This window comes from Thioflexithrix psekupsensis, from assembly GCF_002149925.1.
GTDB classification, from domain to species: domain Bacteria; phylum Pseudomonadota; class Gammaproteobacteria; order Beggiatoales; family Beggiatoaceae; genus Thioflexithrix; species Thioflexithrix psekupsensis.
On the sequence record NZ_MSLT01000006.1, the window covers coordinates 135,697 to 153,063 of the forward strand.

Here is a 17,367-nt window from a genome sequence, read left to right on the forward strand (position 1 = left end):
GTTGGCTCTGAGAAAAAAACACGTTTAAATGGTGCGGGCAATACTGGTGCGTTGATACACTTCGATTTGGTCGCCCACTTTGACATCGTTGTAATTTTTTACGCCGATGCCGCATTCTGTTCCGGCTTTGACTTCGGCAACGTCGTCTTTAAAGCGGCGTAACGATTCCAATTCGCCTTCGTAAATGACCACGTTGTCGCGCAATACACGAATAGGATTATTACGTTTAACCGTACCGTCCACCACCAAACAGCCGGCAATTGCGCCAAATTTGGGTGAACGGAATACGTCGCGCACTTCGGCCAAGCCGATAATTTCTTCTCGAATTTCTGGGGCTAACATGCCGCTTAGGGCTTGTTTAACCTCATTAATGGCTTCAAAAATAATGCTGTAATAATGCAGATCGACGTTTTCTTCTTCGATCATGCGACGTGCGCTGCTGTCGGCGCGGACATTGAAGCCCATGAGAATTGCGCCCGATGCTACGGCTAAGTTTACATCAGATTCCGTGATTGCTCCCACACCGCTGGCAATAATATTCACGCGCACTTCGCTGTTGGACAGTTTACGCAATGCGTCGGCCAGAGCTTCTACTGAGCCGTTGACATCGGCTTTTAAGACGATATTGAGATTGGCGGTGCCGCCGGCTTCCATTTGGGAGAAGACGTTTTCCAATTTAGCGGCCTGTTGCCGTGCCAATTTGACATCACGGAATTTACCTTGACGGAATAAGGCAATTTCCCGTGCTTTGCGTTCGTCGGGAACAACGACCGCTTCATCGCCTGCCGACGGAATGTCAGACAATCCCAAGACTTCCACAGGAATAGAAGGCCCAGCGGATTCGACGGGTTTACCCACTTCGTTCAACATCGCCCGAACGCGACCAAATACTTGACCTGCCAGTAAAATATCGCCTTTGCGCAAAGTCCCTTGTTGCACTAATAAGGTGGCTACAGCACCGCGTCCCTTGTCTAAACGTGATTCGATCACTACGCCGCGTGCGGGGCCATCAACGGTGGTAGAGAGTTCTAATACTTCGGCTTGTAATAGAATGGCTTCGAGTAAGTTATCTATTCCCTGTCCTGTTTTGGCGGAGACGTTGACAAACATGGTATCACCGCCCCACTCTTCGGGGACAACTTCTTTGCCGGCGAGTTCTTGGCGAATGCGTTCGGGATCGGCACCGGGTTTGTCAATTTTGTTGACGGCCACCACAATGGGAACTTTGGCCGCTTTGGCGTGTTGAATTGCTTCTAAAGTCTGTGGCATGACCCCGTCGTCTGCGGCGACGACGAGAATAACCAAGTCTGTTGCTTTGGCTCCGCGGGCGCGCATGGCGGTAAAGGCTTCGTGACCGGGGGTGTCTAAAAAGCAGATTGATCCGCGTTCTAATTCCACATGATACGCGCCAATGTGTTGGGTAATGCCACCGGCTTCACTTTCTACCACTTTGGCGGTACGAATGTAGTCGAGCAGTGAGGTTTTACCATGATCCACGTGTCCCATAATGGTGACCACTGGCGCACGGGGATGTTGTTCGCCATCGTGGCTGTGACTTTTGGCCAGTTCATCTTCCAGCGCATTTTCGTTGAGTAGTTTGGCTTTGTGTCCCATTTCTTCAACGACAATACTGGCCGTTTCTTGGTCAATCACTTGGTTAATCGTCACCATGACCCCCATGGTCATCATGGTTTTGATGACTTCGGCGGCTTTAACGGACATTTTTTGTGCCAAATCGCCTACGGTAATCGTTTCTGGCAACGCCACTTCCCGCACAATCGGCGCGGTCGGTTTGGTGAATCCATGTTGTTGTTCAACGGGTTTGGCGCGGCGGGTGCGTTTGCGATTGCGACCACCACCTTGTACTTCTTGGCGATCAAATTTGTTGCCGCGGTCGTCGCGTTCTCTGGGAGAGGCGGCTTTGCTGTCTTTGGCAGCTCCTGCGCCTACTTTGCCACCTGCGGCACGGGGAGTTGTCGTTGTTTTTTTCGGGCGCACGCCTTTGTTGAGTTTTTTGTCGCCCAGAGCGGCGATGTCGTCGTCTTCTTCGTCAAGTAGGCGCGTTGTTACTGGTTTGGGCGCACGTTTGGCCGCAGCAGGCGCGGCAGCAGGAGTTGCTTCGGTTTTTTCTGGCTTTTTTGCCGCCGGCGACGGGGCGCGAGAATCTCGGTTGTCTCTGGATTCTCTCGGTGGCTTGGATTCTTTAGCGTCTTTGCTCTCTCTGGGTTCGCGGCTGTCTTTTGCGTCTTTCGGGGCTGGATTGTCTTTGTTGCTGTGGGCGTGACTGCCTTGAGTTTTGGGCGCGGGTTTGCCTTGGGAACGGGGTCTGTCGGATCGATCCCGTTCGGAACGTTCGGTTTTCTCTGAAGTTTTTGGACTACTAGAAGCGGGCGCAGTTCGTTCGGAGGCGATGGCTTCGTTGGCTTTGGCTTCGGGTTTGACCGGTTTGCTGTCTTTGGTCGCCTCGGTGGCTTTGGCGGCTTTTTCCGCTTCCACAGCGGCTTGGCGTGCCGCTTCTTCCTGTTGGCGCGCTAACATTGCCTCGGCCTCGCGTTGAGCCGCCTCTAGGCGATTTTTTTCTTCTTGCTGTTGTCGCTCTTCTTCGGCACGCGACGGACGTTTGACGAATGTGCGCTTTTTACGAACTTCTACGTTGACCGTCTTGGTCTTGCCTTGTGAACCCGGCACGCGAATTTCGCTGTGGGTTTTGCGTTGTAGGGTAATTTTGGACGGGTCTCCGGCGGCAACATCAGTATTTGATTTGCCATGTGATTGCCGCAAATGGGTTAGTAATTGCAGTTTCTCTTGGTCATTAATATTATCGTCTGCTGCTTTGGTGGGTAGTCCAGCGTCCCCCAGTTGAGACAACAGGCGTTCTATTGGGATGCCGACGGTTTCGGCAAATTGTTTTACGGTTACTTGTGCCATTCTGACTTCTCTATCAATCGGTTGATTGTTAAGGTGTCGTTTGTGGCTGTTGAACCTGCGCAGGAGCCGGGAAATTCTTCACCATCCAAGTCCCTATTCCGCCCAACAACCCTAAAAGACACCACTTAACGGGGCTGTTCATTTGCAAACCAAGGTGCGCGTGCGGCCATAATCAGCGCACCTGCACGTTGTTCGTCCATTTCATCTAGGGTCATGAGTTCGTCTATTGATTGTTCGGCTAGGTCATCCATGCTGGTGATGCCACGCTCGGCAAGAGCGCGGGCGAGGGTTTCGGTCATGCCGTCTAAGGCAAGCAATTCGCTGGTTGGAGGTGGTGTTTCAGCGTGTTCTTCTTTGGCAATGGCGGTGGTGACAAGGATGTCTTTGGCGCGGTTGCGTAATTCTTTGACAATGTCTTCGTCAAAATCTTCGATTTCCAGCATTTCGTTGATTGGCACGTAGGCCACTTCCTCTAGGCTGGAAAAACCTTCTTGTACCAGTACACTGGCCACTTCTTCGTCTACACCCAGTTGGGTGACGAAAAGATTGATCAAGGCACGGGTTTCATTTTGTTGTTTGACATCGGCTTGGGATTCGGTCATGACGCTGAGATGCCAGCCGGTAAGCTGGCTGGCTAGGCGTACGTTTTGGCCGTTTTTGCCAATGGCTTGAGACAATTGTTCTTCGCGTACGGCAACGTCCATGCTGTGGGCATCTTCATCGACGATGATGGAGACCACTTCGGCGGGTGACATGGCGTTGATGACGAATTGGGCGGGGTTTTCATCCCAGAGAATGATGTCAACGCGCTCACCGGCCAATTCGTTGGAAATGGCTTGAACCCGTGCGCCGCGCATTCCCACACACGCTCCCACCGGATCAATCCGAGAATCGCGGGTGCGCACAGCAATTTTGGCACGCAATCCAGGGTCTCGTGCCGCGCCGATGATGTCGATCAGTTGTTCGCCAATTTCTGGTACTTCCAATTTGAACAATTCGATCAGAAATTCAGGCGCAGTACGACTGAGAAAAAGCTGCGGGCCACGAGGCTCTGGGCGCACACTTTTGAGGTAGCCGCGTAAGCGTTCCCCAACGCGGATCGGTTCTCTGGGAATAATGTCTTCACGTAAAATCACTGCTTCGACGCTGTCGCCTAAGTCTAAAATCACTTGGCCGCGTTCGCTGCGTTTAATGGTGCCGTTGATCAGTTGTCCTTCGCGGCTGCGGTAGGCTTCGAGGACGCGGGCGCGTTCGGCTTCGCGGATTTTTTGAATAATCACTTGTTTGCCGGTTTGTGCGCCGATGCGTTGAATTTCGATAGAATCGGTGAGGTCTTCTACGCAGTCGCCCACTTGACAATCGGGGTGATTTAGTCGGGCTTCTGACAGACGCATTTGTTTGTTGTTGTGTTCTAATTTGTCATCTTCGACCACGAGCCAACGGCGATAGGTGCGTTGTTCACCCGTGTGTCGATCGATGCTGACGCGCAGATCGATGTCGTGATTTTGACTTCTTTTGGTGGCACTGGTGAGCGCGGATTCGAGTGCGTCGAAAATGACATCTCGGTCAACCCCTTTTTCATTGGCAACCGCGTCAACAACCAGAAGAATTTGTTTATTACTCATGGGCGTTATCCGAAATTATTTGGTTTAACAACGAAAATAGGTTGTTTATCGTTGTTCACTGTTCTGGGCTGGGAATGTAGATAGTAGAATTTAGGCATTAGACCTGAAGAATTTTGTTTATGCGGTTAATTTAAGGCATCGGTTCGGGCTTTTAATAGGGCTTGAATGTCTTCTTCTGTGGGGTCTAGTTGGGCGTGGTCGATGAGGGTGTAGGCAATGTTATACTCTTTTTCGTCGCACACTAAGGTAATTTGTTGTTGTTCCAGATCAACTTGTTTAAGAATGCCTAAGAATTTACGTCGTTGTTCTAAGGTTTTATTCAAGCGCACACGCACCCGCGAACCACAAAAACGAGGGTATTGTTCCAAATGAAAAAGCGGCCGATCTAAGCCCGGCGAGGAGATTTCTAAGGTATATTGGCTGGCAATGGGATCGGTGACATCAAGGACGCTGCTGAGTTGTTGACTCACCCGCTCGCAGTCGGTGATTGTGATACCGTTGGGGTGGTCAATATAGATGCGCACGAGGGTACGGAATCGGCCTTGTGTCAGGCGTTCAATGCCCAGTAATTCATAACCTAAGTTGTTGATAGTGGGAGCAAGCTGAGTTTCTAAAACGTGATCTCGCATGGTCTGGGGTGTCGTTAGCCGTCGGGTAATGCAGAAATAAAAAAAGGGCATAAAGCCCATGAGTCAAGTCGATCTCTGCGAGATGCAGGTGCGACAATTGAGTTCGATTCTCGGCCAAAAACTGGCTTTAAATCGCTGATCCGTTAAACATTCTAGTGTACTTTTGTGGCTATCGCAACTATTTTTGCGTATATCGACGCAAATCGTGTGATTGAGGCGGGCTAAATTGCACGAGCCAATGCCTTTAGGCGATTTCAATGATAAAATGGCCTTTGTGTTCTTCCACACTCGACCTAAAATAGCTCTACCTAACATGAAGTTAAAACTCTCTTTTCCCAAACGTTTTATTGCTACAAAACCGCATCGTCCCCAAATGATTGCGCAAACGTGCTTATTGGTTCATAACAATCAATTATTGCATGTTGAACAGCCTGATTTAATTGCACAGCATGATGAATCTTTACTGGCCATTTCTGCCACTGAATTAGCCGCGGCGGCACGACGCTTATTACCTAATACGGATGAAAAAATTCCCTTAGCATTAGCCTTACCCAATCATGAATTTATTGCTACGCCATTAACCTTACCCACAGGAATTGGTGAGCAAAATTTGCGCAGTGCGGTGAGTCTGCAACAAGCGACTTTATTACCGGGGCTGCCTGTGCCGTTATTGCTTGCTGTGCGGCCGTCATTAGAAGCGCATTTACCTACGATTGCCTTGTGGTTACCTGCATCACGCGCAGAGGAATTATATCAGGCTTTTGCTAAAGAGAAATTATTTTTAGCGGCGTTATTTCCGCGCATTTTATTGTCCATACAACAGGCTGAAAAAACCGCACAAATTTGGGACGAAGATGAACACAGCATTACTTATTGTCACTGGGCATCTCATCGAATTCAGCAATGGATACAAGTGGCTAAAACCGATTTAGAATTAGAGGAATTTAAAAATCAATTTGAAGAGTTGCTCAAGAAAAATGCGGATGAAAATGATAAAAGTCGAATTTGGAAAATTGACAGCAATGATTGGGATAAAATTCCTATGCCCAATCCTACGATTTATCAATACAGCTTTACTCCTCCCAGTACGCTCATGCGTTTGGCACAACAACGCCAACAACAACGCCGACGGACTTTATTGGCTTTAGCCAGTGCGGCGGCAATGAGCTTATTATTAGGTGTTGCCGCTGCCGCCGCTTATCAATATCATTTAACGTCTCAATTAGACGAATTAAAACGCAGCACCCGCTCCATTAGTCAATTGCAAGCTGAAGTGGTGGCTATGGAGGATGATATTGCGCCTGTTATTAATTTTCCTCAACCGCCTTTAGTGGAAATTTTAAATCGTTTAAATCAGGTAATTCCTAAAGACAGTTGGTTTACAGGCTTTCGGATTGATGCGGGAGTGATTGAGCTGGAAGGATATAGTCCAAATCCTTCACATTTATTAGAAATATTATCCAATGATCCGATGTTTACAGGAGTGACTTTTAATCAGCAAATTCGTGCTGAAGGCGGACGAACAGAAAACCGTTTTGGCATTCGTTTGTTATTGCCAGAAATTAATATTGCACAATATTGGCAAACTTATTTTCCTGTCGAATAATTCTTATTTTTAAAGGCATTTTTCATGCAACATAAACCTGTGGTTGAAGCAAAAATTGTTAATCCCTTATTAGGGCAATTATTTCCGTTTCCTGATTATGCCACCTCTGGTGCGGCGGGTATTGATTTAAGAGCCTGTTTAACCGCGCCATTAGAACTATTGCCGGGCGACAGCGTCATTATTAACAGTGGGTTAGCCATTCATATTCACAATCCCCAATTGGCAGGGGTTTTATTACCGCGTTCGGGTTTAGGCATTCGGCATGGTATTGTCTTGAGTAATTTGGTGGGATTAATCGACAGCGATTATCAAGGAGAAATCCAAATCGGAGTCTGGAATCGCGGACAAATCCCTTACACCATTCAACCCGGTGATCGCATTTGCCAATTAATTTTCGTTCCCGTTGTGCAAGTGGCGTTAAAAATAGTTTCAGAATTCGACCAAACCAGCCAACGTCATGACGGCGGTTTAGGCCACACTGGCATTCAGTGAATATGTGTGCTTTTGCGCATTGATGACAGGTAGGCTATCAAAAAATTTTTTGATACGGTGACATTTTTCATACATTAATACCCTGAATTAAAAAAATGAGAACAAAACCATTAGTACTTATTATTGACGACAGCATGGTTAATTTAGCCTTGCTTAAAAAGACCTTGCAAAAATATGAATTCAGTGTGGTATTAGCCAATAATGGGGAACAAGGCTTAATGCGTGCGCGTCAATATCGCCCTGATTTAATTTTATTAGATGTAATGATGCCGGGGTGGGATGGTTATGAAACGTGTCAGCGTTTAAAAAGTGAACCTGAATTAGCCAATATTCCCATTTTATTTTTATCCGCATTGAATGAAACGGATAATAAATTAAAAGCCTTTCAGGCCGGCGCAGTCGATTATGTCAGCAAACCTTTCCAAAAAGAAGAATTATTAGCACGGGTAAAAACCCATGTTGAATTGTCCCATTTACGCAAAGATTTAGAGCATGAAGTCGCCTGTCAAACGGAAGAAATTAGAGCATTATTAGAAGCCTTACATGATTCTTATGAAAAAGCCCAGCAAGCCTCTATTTTAAAAACACAATTTTTGCGCAATATTAGCCATGAATTTCGCACGCCCATGAATATTATTTTAGGTATGACGGATGTCTTGTTAGAAGATACGCCTTTAGACGATGAACAACGTCATTGTGCTGAAACCATCCGAGATGCCAGCACGCAATTAATGGATATGCTTTGTGATATGTTGAATTTCGCCCAGCAATTTAGCGAAGAATTGCAACAAGAAACGGGTGATTTTTCGGTGCGAGAAATGATCGAAGAAGTGTTTCGGGTGATGTATAAACGCGCCGAAATAAAAGAATTAGAATTACGGTCAGAGATTCATGAAAAATTAACTCATGCTTTACACGGTAATCACGCCCATATTAAGGAAATATTAACAAAATTGGTCGATAATGCCATTAAATTTACTTTAGTGGGAGAAATTGTGGTGCGGGTGTATTTATTAGAAATTTCTCAAGGACAGCACGCCCTGCGTTTTGAGGTACAAGATACCGGTATTGGCATTCCAGAAGACCGTCAAGATCGTCTTTTTGATGCGTTTTCTCAAGTCGATGGCTCAACGACACGCTCCTATGACGGCATGGGCATGGGTTTGGCTGTGGCAAAGTTATTTACTGAAAATTTAGGCGGCAGCATTGGCGTAAACAGCACTCCCAATCAAGGCAGTTTATTTTGGTTTGAAATTCCTATTACATTAAGCCATATTTTTTAACGCAGGATTTGTGCTGATTTTATTTGCTTTTTAGTCCTGTTATTGTACTAAATAAGTTGGTTTGCTTTCACTTGTGTTTCGCTGCGATTGTCCCAATCCACGTCCCTGTTGAAAAGCTGTTGAAAACCTGTTGAAAAGTTGTTGAAAACTTATCCCCACCCACGCAATAACACCACCAAAACCGGCATAACTAAAAAGTTTTCAACAAGTTTTCAACAGGCTAACCTTTTGAAGATAAATATAAAAATAGAGTTTTCAACAGGAAAGTTGTTACACTACTACCACTTATTTATTGATAAGATCAAACAGCAGTAGCGAGAAATTGGATCGTCATAAGAGCGCAATGCTGTAAAATAGACACACCAATACCCTCATTGCAGTGTATTTTTTCACACATTACAACAAGTAGAGCATTCAAACATGTTACAAAGTATTCGTGACAATTCCAAAGGCTGGATTGCTTGGGCGATTGTTATTTTGATCTCGATTCCGTTTGTCCTGTGGGGTATTAACGAATACCTCAGCCCTACCCAATCTCTCGCTGTCGCTAAAGTCAATGACACTGAGATTTCTCCCAATGATTACCGTCAAGCGGTACAGCAACGCCGCAGCCAATTGCGGGCAATGTTCCAAAATCCAGACATGGATTTGTCGTTCATGGACGCACAAATTCGTCAGGACACTTTGCAGCAATTGATCAACGAAGAACTGTTGCTGCAAACGGCGATGGCTAATGAAATGCGTATTGGGGATGGTTTACTGGCGAGTCATCTACACAATTATCCCGTGTTTCATGACAACGGCGTATTTTCACAAGCGCGTTATGAGCAGTTATTGAGCAGTCAAGGTTATACGCCGCTGGGATTTGAAGCCCAAGTGCGCCGCGATTTATTGACCATGCAATTGCGCAATGGGATTGAGCAAACCGCATTTGTCACCCCAGCCGCTACACAGCGTCAAAGCGTCTTGCAACTGCAACAACGACAAATCAGTTATTTAATCCTCTCCTCTGCCAACATGGCACAAGACCTTAATCCCAGCGACAGCGAGATCGAAGCCCATTATCAAAAAAATCTGTCTCTCTATCAGACCGATGAACAAGTGAGCGTGGAATATGTCGAACTGAGCGCGAAAGACCTCGCCAATGTTTACACACCAGACGAAGCGACGTTAATGCAGCGGTATCAAGAACGTATTGCGAATTACACCAATCCCATGCAATCGAAAATCAGCCACATTCTGTTGACAGAAACCGCAGGCAGCGACACCAATCCCCAAGCCCTTTTAGCAGAAATCAAGGAAAAATTGGCACAAGGACAATCCTTTGCCCAATTAGCCCAAGAGTATTCGCAAGATACGGATACCAAAGACAAAGGCGGCGATTTGGGATGGTTTACGCACGGTCAAGAACGCCACATTGCCGCGATTGAAACCGCCGCCGCGCAATTGGCTGTGGGAGAAGTCAGTGAACCCATACAAACGCCTTTCGGTTACCAATTGATTTATCTGGCGGATCGCAAAGCAGAAGAAGTCAAACCCTTTGAAGAAGTGAAAACCGCTTTAGCCGAAGATTGGGTTCAAGAACAGATTGAAAGCGAGTTCTACGCCCAAGTGGAACAATTTGCAAACTTGGCGTTTGAACATCCCGACAGCTTAGACACATTGGCAGATACTTTACATTTACCTAAGAAAACCAGTGCGTTATTCAGTCGTGCAGGGATTACGGATGATCCTGTTTTCAAAAATCAAGATATTTTACGGGTGGCCTTTAGCGACGATGTGGTAAAAAATGGGTATAACAGCGAAGTGGTCGAATTGGAACAGCAGCATGTTGTTGTTCTACGTTTGGCAGAACATCGCCCCGCAGAACCCAAACCTTTAGCTGAAGTACGCGATTTGGTCAAACAATCGCTTGTACAAAACCTGCAACAAAACGCCGCCAAAGCCCGCGCCGACGAATTATTAGCCGCGTTAAAAGCCGGAGAAAATCCCAATACCTTAGCTCAAAATCACCAATTGACATGGCCAGCCGCGCAATGGGTGGCACGCGATGCCCAATTGGCCGATAAGACCTTGTTGGTGCAAGAAGCCTTTAAAATGGCACTCCCACCCAACGGACAAGCCAATTATCGCCTAGTTTCCCTAGCCAATGGGGATTATGCCTTGTTAGCCTTGTTAGCGGCTAAAACGCCTGACATCGACACGCCAAGCCCCATCGCCAGCGCAGGAAATGTGGGTGAATCTCATTTTAACCAATTACTCGGCAGTTTACGCGCAGAGGCAACGGTGAGTATTTTTGAGCAAAATATGGAGTAATCACCATTTAATCCGCATTAATCTGTAAGAAAATGGAGGCATCTCATTGTTTTAATTCATGGCTGCCTCCATTTCTTTTGCCTTGCCATCAGAGAATAAGGATAAAATCATGTCATCAGAAAAATTACAAACACCCTTTGATCCGTTTACCGCATGGACAAGTTTATTATCGCCGTGGGGCGTGCAGAAAACCGATTTAGCCGAATTAAACGCTTTTTTTGACACCTTTTTTGATCCCTTTGGCTGGTTACAAGCACAACGACAACAAGCAGTGATGGATTGGCTCGATCCGTTGGGGATTGGCGCGGCTTATTGGGAAGTACAACAAGGCTGGGAACGACATCCCCATGAATTACTTCGCTGGATCGGACGCTTAAACCAAGATCAATGGCGCGTGCAATGGCAAAGTTGGGAGCGGTTTATGGGTTTGCCCGCCGAAGACCCTATTCCTCCCGTGCAGTATGATGAGCGGTTTCAAGAGGCTGATTGGACTGAAAATCCTTATTTGGACACGATTAAAGAATTTTATTTGCTTTATACACGCTGGATTGAAGATTTAATTTACGCCACGCCCGATATTGAAGACAAAGCCCGCGATAAAACAGGATTTTGGGTACGACAGATTTTAAATGCCATCGCGCCCACCAATTTTTTCTGGACCAATCCCATCGCCATTAAAAAATATGTTGAAAGCAACGGACACAGTTTATTAAGTGGTTTAAAAAATCTACAAACCGATTTGTCTTATAAAACCATTAGAATGGTCGATGAAACGCCTTTTAAAGTCGGTGAAAATATCGCCACCACTCGCGGCCAAGTGGTCTATCGCAATGAGTTATTTGAATTGTTGCAATATGCGCCAAAAACCGAAACGGTGCATCACATTCCTTTATTATTTGTGCCGCCGTGGATTAATAAATTTTACGTGTTAGATTTGGGAAAACGTAGCCTTGTGCAGTATTTGCTGGAACAAGGTTATACGGTATTTATGATCAGTTGGCGCAATCCACCGCCAGAGATGGGTAATACGCATTTTGAGGATTATATGCTTAAAGGTGTGTTGCAAGCGGTTGAAGTGGCGAAAAATATTACTCAAGCTCCCCATGTGCATCCGATTGGTTATTGTATTGGTGGGATTGTATTGACCGCGTTAATGGCGTGGTTAAATCACACCACTGAAGATAAAGCCAATTTACCCATTCAAAGTTGGACTGTTTTTGCAACATTGGTGGATTTTTCTCAGCCCGGTGAAATTGGAATTTTTATTGATAAGCCAACGATTGGTTTTATTGAAAAATTAATGGATTCGCAAGGCGGTTATTTAGACGGCAATCAATTGGCGGATACTTTCCGTTTATTGCGTTCTAATAGTTTAATTTGGCATTATTATGTTCACAGTTATTTATATGGTGAAGATTTGCCGCAATTTGATGTGTTATTTTGGAATATGGACACGACGCGCTTACCGGCGGCGATGCACTCTTTTTATTTGCGCGAATTTTATTTAAATAATCGTTTTATGAAACCTGATGATTTGGTATTGGGTGGCCGTTCGATAGATGTGCGACGCATTACACAACCGTTGTATGCGGTGTCAGCGGAGCAGGATCATATTGCGCCTTGGTTGGAAACCTTTAAATTATGTGGTACGGTGAGCAGTCCTGTGCGCCATGTATTAGCCACATCGGGTCATATTCTCGGTATTATTTCCCCACCGGTACAGCCACCCAAACGGCGTTATTGGGTGGGCGATGCGACGGGACAATGTGACGGACAGGCTTGGTTAGCCACGCAAGCTAAAATCCCCGGTTCATGGTGGGAAGATTGGAGCGAGTGGTTACGCCAACCCTGCGGTGAACGTCAAGCCCCACCCAGCATGGGTAACGCCGAATATCCCCCACTGTGCGCTGCACCGGGAACGTATGTATTAGAAAAGTGATATAAAACAATCACTTATTCCGAAACCATCCCACCTTGCCCCTTTGTTTTACGCACTGTGGGATAAAAACAAACGGTTATCGCTCAACCGTTATCAATGACAACAAGTTTCTATCACAACAATATTGGAAAAAAAATGCAAGATTATGTCATTCCTTTTACAGCATTAGGTATGCACGATGTGCCTAAAGTGGGCGGAAAAAATGCGTCTTTAGGTGAAATGGTCAGCCATTTGGCGCGTGTGGGCGTATCCGTACCGGGCGGATTTGCCACCACAGCCCAAGCATTTACTGATTTTCTGTCACAAAGCGGATTACGACAACACATCATGGCGCAATTAGATTCGCTGGATGTGGATGATGTGGACAAATTGGTGGAAGTCGGGCGTAAAATTCGCCAATCTGTAGTCGATACCCCTTTTCAACCCGAATTTACCGCCGCCATTGCTGAAGCGTATCAAGCCTTAATTGGCGATCATCCGGGAGACATTTCAGTGGCTGTGCGCTCTTCGGCGACGGCTGAAGATTTACCCGATGCCTCTTTTGCAGGGCAACAAGAAACCTTTTTGAATGTGCGCGGTTTGGATAATGTGTTATTGGCGATTAAACATGTGTTTGCGTCGCTGTTTAATGATCGCGCCATTGCTTATCGCGTGCATCAAGGCTTTGCGCATCATGAAGTCGCCTTGTCCGCAGGCATTCAAAAAATGGTGCGTAGCGATGTCGGCGCGAGTGGAGTCATGTTTACCTTGGACACCGAATCGGGATTTCGGGATGTGGTTTTTCTCACATCGTCTTACGGTTTAGGTGAAATGGTCGTACAAGGTGCGGTCAATCCTGATGAATTTTATGTGCATAAACCGACTTTACGCGCAGGTCGTCCTGCGATTTTGCGGCGTAATCGCGGCAGTAAATTGATCAAAATGATTTACAGTCCCGATCAAACGCATGGCCGATCAACTCAAATTGTCGATATTGACGTGGCTGAACAACAGGTTTTTTCGCTCAGTGATGCGGATGTGATGGATTTGGCGCGTCAAGCGTTATTGATCGAAGAACATTACGGCCGGCCAATGGATATTGAATGGGGTAAAGACGGCATAGACGGCAAAATTTACATTTTACAAGCCCGCCCCGAAACGGTAAAAAGTCGTATAACTCAAACGAATACTGTAGAGCGTTTTCATATTCAAAAAGGCAACGCTGCCGTATTAACCACAGGTCGCAGTATCGGCCAACGAATTGGTGCGGGGCCAGCGCGGGTTATTTCCAGTTTAAGCCAAATGTCGCAAGTGCAAAAAGGCGACGTGTTGGTGACAGACATGACCGATCCCGATTGGGAGCCAGTGATGAAACGGGCTTCGGCGATTGTCACGAATCGCGGTGGCCGCACTTGTTTCGCGGGCGACACCCAAATTCTGACCAATCAAGGCTTTAAACGCTTGGCAGATATTTATGAACACGGTTATGACGGCTTGACGACTCCCGCGTTAAATCGCCAGAGCCTGAAAATGGAATGGAAGCCGATTACTGATGTCATGAAACGTCGCGCTCCTTTGATTAAAATCAATGTGTCACAAACAGGACGGATGCAAGGCAACGGCTTAAAACTCACGCCCAATCATAAAATGCTCAATTTGCGTGCGGCTGAATTAGTCGATACGGAAATTCAAGACATGCTGGCGGCTGAAGAATCCGTGTTGTTGGCGCGGCACATTCCCCAACTGTCGGCTTCAACGGATAAGCAACGCTCCTTAGCGTATTTGCTGGGCGGCATCATGAGTGACGGCCATATTTATTTAAATCGGACTCATGGCGAAATTACCTTTATTCAAAAACCCACCGAACAAAAGCAAGCCTTTATTCAGCGAATGAATCAGGCTTTAGAAGAAAACTTCGGCGGCGTTTTTAAAACAACGGTAAAAAACACATCGCAAGGCTTAATTCGCGGTCAATTGGTCATCGGCAATGCCAATGCTTACCGCTATTATTCCAAAGCCTCCGCGCAAATTTTGCAACAAGAACAAGCAGATATTGTCACCAGTTTGCTTAAACATGATGTAGAACTTGCCGCGAATTTCTTAGCGGGTTTAATTGATGGCGATGGTTGTTTTCAACAAGGGCGCGTGAATTTATACGTGTCTAATGAGCAAACTTTACAAGCGGTTATTGTGGCTTGTTTACGTTTGGGGACTGCGCCGCAAGTCTCTGTTAATCGGACGATTTATAATGTGCAGATTGTCGAAAAACTCGACGTGATAGGACAATATACCCAACGGGTACGTTGTTTTGATCAACGCACAATGGGCAGTCGCTTTTTTAATACTCGTCAATTATTTACGACTCCTGTTAATTCAGATATTAACAACCGTTGTCGTAAAAATTATTTATTAGATGAAACCCGTTTGCGCACGCATTTAAGCCATATTCAAGATGAGGCTTTGCACGCTAAATTGCATCAATTGCTGCATTCCGATTTACAACAAATTCGCGTGCAGCAAGAAGCAGAATTAGGTGAAGCGGATGTTTATAATATCACGGTAGATGAACATCATAATTATATTGTTTTCACTGAGCGTTATTCGCCTGTTTTAGTCAATAACTGTCACGCCGCAATTATCGCACGAGAATTGGGAATTCCTGCGGTGGTGGGTTGTGGCGACGCAACGGATCACATTGCCGACGGCGCACCTGTGACGGTTTCTTGTGCGGAAGGGGATACGGGCTACATTTATGAAGGCATTTTGCCCTTCCAAATGAGTACATCCGATTTAGCCGCGTTGCCTGAATTGCCTTTTAAAATCATGATGAACGTGGGCAATCCTGAGCGGGCGTTTGATTTCGCCAGCATTCCCAATGCGGGAATTGGTTTGGCGCGATTGGAATTTATTATTAATCGCATGATTGGCATTCATCCTAAAGCCTTGTTGAATTTTTCTCAACAATCGCCCGAATTGCAAGCGGTTATTAAGAGCCATATTGGTGGTTATGCTGATCCAGTGAGTTATTATGTGGATCGTTTAGCGGAGGGCGTTTCTACTTTAGCGGCGGCATTTTATCCGCAACCTGTTATTGTGCGTTTATCTGACTTTAAATCCAACGAATATGCCAATTTAATTGGCGGCAAACAATTCGAGCCACATGAAGAAAATCCCATGATTGGCTTTCGTGGGGCTTCGCGTTATATTGCGGAGTCGTTTCGAGATTGTTTTGAATTAGAATGTCGCGCCATGAAAAAAGTGCGCAATGACATGGGATTGACCAATGTTGAATTGATGATTCCTTTTGTCCGTACCGTCGATGAAGCCGCCCAAGTGATTGATTTATTGGAAGAAAATGGCTTAAAACGCGGAGAAAATGGCTTGCGCATTATTATGATGTGTGAATTGCCATCTAATGCGTTATTAGCGGATGACTTTTTGCAATATTTTGATGGTTTCTCGATTGGTTCTAATGACATGACCCAGTTAACTTTAGGTTTAGATCGGGATTCGGGGTTAATTGCGCATTTATTTGATGAGCGTAATCCTGCGGTAAAGCAGTTGTTACATTTATCAATTCAAGCCTGTCGTCGGCAGGGGAAATATATTGGCATTTGCGGTCAAGGGCCATCGGATCATCCCGATTTAGCCAAGTGGTTAATGGATGAGGGAATTACCAGTGTGTCGTTAAATCCCGACACCGTGATTTCGACTTGGCTTTATTTGGCGGGGCAGGCGGGGAATTAGGGATAATTTTATCGCTCGCTAAAACGGTTCAGAATTTTCACATTTCTACTTTCTTTGCCCCTTCTAGCAGGAGGGGTAGGTGCGGTAGAAATGTGGATAGTTCAGATTGTTTCTGTTTAGGTATTTAAAGGTGTATTCTAATGAAAGATATTCATGTTATTCTGCAAGACCCTGCATTGGAAAAGAAATTGATGCGTTTAACGGAGCAAAATCAACAAAGTTTGCAAGAACTTGTTATTTCTGCTTTACATTATTACGCTAAAGAATTTGATCAGCCGCTTAATATTCCAAAACTTGATCCGCTTCAACATGCCCAAATGCCTACAGAACCTTTCTCGATTGCATTAGAGGAAGAATTAACGATGTTTCAAGAGGTAGAAAATAGTGCTGCATTCGGAAAAATGTTGAGAGCAAAGGCTTGGCGAAATGAGTGAGAAAATACTTTGTGATACTTGTGTGTTGATTGATTTTTTTAAGGGGTGTAATGATGAGATTATAGAATTAAATAAAAAAGGAATTTTTTTATTCATTAACTCTATTATTGAATTGGAAATTTTACAAGGAGCGCGAAATAAAAGAGAAATGCAACAACTTGAAAGAAAGTTACAAATATTTTATCGTTTGGATATACCACTTGAAAATTTTCAAGTGGCGCGGAGTTTAATTAAAATTTATTCACTTTCTCACGGTTTACGTCTCGCTGATGCCTTAATTGCTGCTAATGCGTTGATTTATGATTTAAAACTCTACACGTTAAATCATAAAGATTTTAAATTTATTCCTGAGTTGGTGTTGTATGGTAAATAATAATTTTGAAGACAAT

At 45.4% G+C, this 17,367-nt stretch carries 11 protein-coding genes; 8 read left to right on the forward strand and 3 right to left on the reverse strand.

From position 1 onward, the window contains the following. Nucleotides 1-24: 24 nt before the first annotated feature. The 3 genes from infB to rimP all read right to left on the reverse strand — a co-directional run bounded on the left by infB (nucleotide 25) and on the right by rimP (nucleotide 5,182). Entirely contained in the window at nucleotides 25-2,928 is a 2,904-nt protein-coding gene (gene infB / locus TPSD3_RS01895) for a translation initiation factor IF-2 (RefSeq protein ID WP_086486900.1), read from the reverse strand. Between the two features lie 125 nt (nucleotides 2,929-3,053). Next, entirely contained in the window at nucleotides 3,054-4,553 is a 1,500-nt protein-coding gene (gene nusA, locus TPSD3_RS01900; RefSeq protein WP_086486901.1) for a transcription termination factor NusA, read from the reverse strand. Between the two features lie 125 nt (nucleotides 4,554-4,678). Further along, on the reverse strand, nucleotides 4,679-5,182 hold the full coding sequence (gene rimP / locus TPSD3_RS01905) for a ribosome maturation factor RimP (protein WP_086486902.1): 504 nt from the start codon (nucleotides 5,180-5,182) through the stop codon (nucleotides 4,679-4,681). Nucleotides 5,183-5,495: 313 nt separating this feature from the next. Here rimP and TPSD3_RS01910 point away from each other — a divergent pair, with 313 nt between their 5' ends. The 8 genes from TPSD3_RS01910 to TPSD3_RS01945 all read left to right on the forward strand — a co-directional run bounded on the left by TPSD3_RS01910 (nucleotide 5,496) and on the right by TPSD3_RS01945 (nucleotide 17,351). Beyond that, nucleotides 5,496-6,788, forward strand: a complete 1,293-nt coding sequence (locus TPSD3_RS01910) for a PilN domain-containing protein (protein WP_086486903.1) — start codon at nucleotides 5,496-5,498, stop codon at nucleotides 6,786-6,788. A 24-nt stretch (nucleotides 6,789-6,812) separates the two neighbouring features. Then, nucleotides 6,813-7,280, forward strand: coding sequence for a dUTP diphosphatase (gene dut, locus TPSD3_RS01915; RefSeq protein ID WP_086486904.1), 468 nt, complete (start codon nucleotides 6,813-6,815; stop codon nucleotides 7,278-7,280). 95 nt (nucleotides 7,281-7,375) lie between these two features. Continuing rightward, nucleotides 7,376-8,563, forward strand: coding sequence for an ATP-binding response regulator (locus TPSD3_RS01920; RefSeq protein ID WP_086486905.1), 1,188 nt, complete (start codon nucleotides 7,376-7,378; stop codon nucleotides 8,561-8,563). Nucleotides 8,564-8,983: 420 nt separating this feature from the next. Beyond that, nucleotides 8,984-10,879 carry a SurA N-terminal domain-containing protein gene (locus tag TPSD3_RS01925; RefSeq protein WP_086486906.1) on the forward strand — a complete coding sequence of 632 codons (1,896 nt, stop codon included), beginning with the start codon at nucleotides 8,984-8,986 and terminating at the stop codon, nucleotides 10,877-10,879. 109 nt (nucleotides 10,880-10,988) lie between these two features. After that, nucleotides 10,989-12,818 carry a PHA/PHB synthase family protein gene (locus tag TPSD3_RS01930; RefSeq protein ID WP_086486907.1) on the forward strand — a complete coding sequence of 610 codons (1,830 nt, stop codon included), beginning with the start codon at nucleotides 10,989-10,991 and terminating at the stop codon, nucleotides 12,816-12,818. Nucleotides 12,819-12,953: 135 nt separating this feature from the next. After that, a complete protein-coding gene (ppsA, locus tag TPSD3_RS01935; protein ID WP_140048462.1) occupies nucleotides 12,954-16,544 on the forward strand; it encodes a phosphoenolpyruvate synthase in 3,591 nt (1,196 codons plus the stop codon). A gap of 140 nt (nucleotides 16,545-16,684) precedes the next feature. Beyond that, nucleotides 16,685-16,978: a hypothetical protein gene (locus tag TPSD3_RS01940; RefSeq protein WP_086486909.1), complete on the forward strand. Its 294-nt coding sequence runs from the start codon at nucleotides 16,685-16,687 to the stop codon at nucleotides 16,976-16,978. Continuing rightward, a complete protein-coding gene (locus TPSD3_RS01945) occupies nucleotides 16,971-17,351 on the forward strand; it encodes a type II toxin-antitoxin system VapC family toxin (RefSeq protein WP_086486910.1) in 381 nt (126 codons plus the stop codon). Before TPSD3_RS01940 ends, TPSD3_RS01945 begins: the two co-directional genes overlap by 8 nt. Nucleotides 17,352-17,367: the final 16 nt, after the last annotated feature.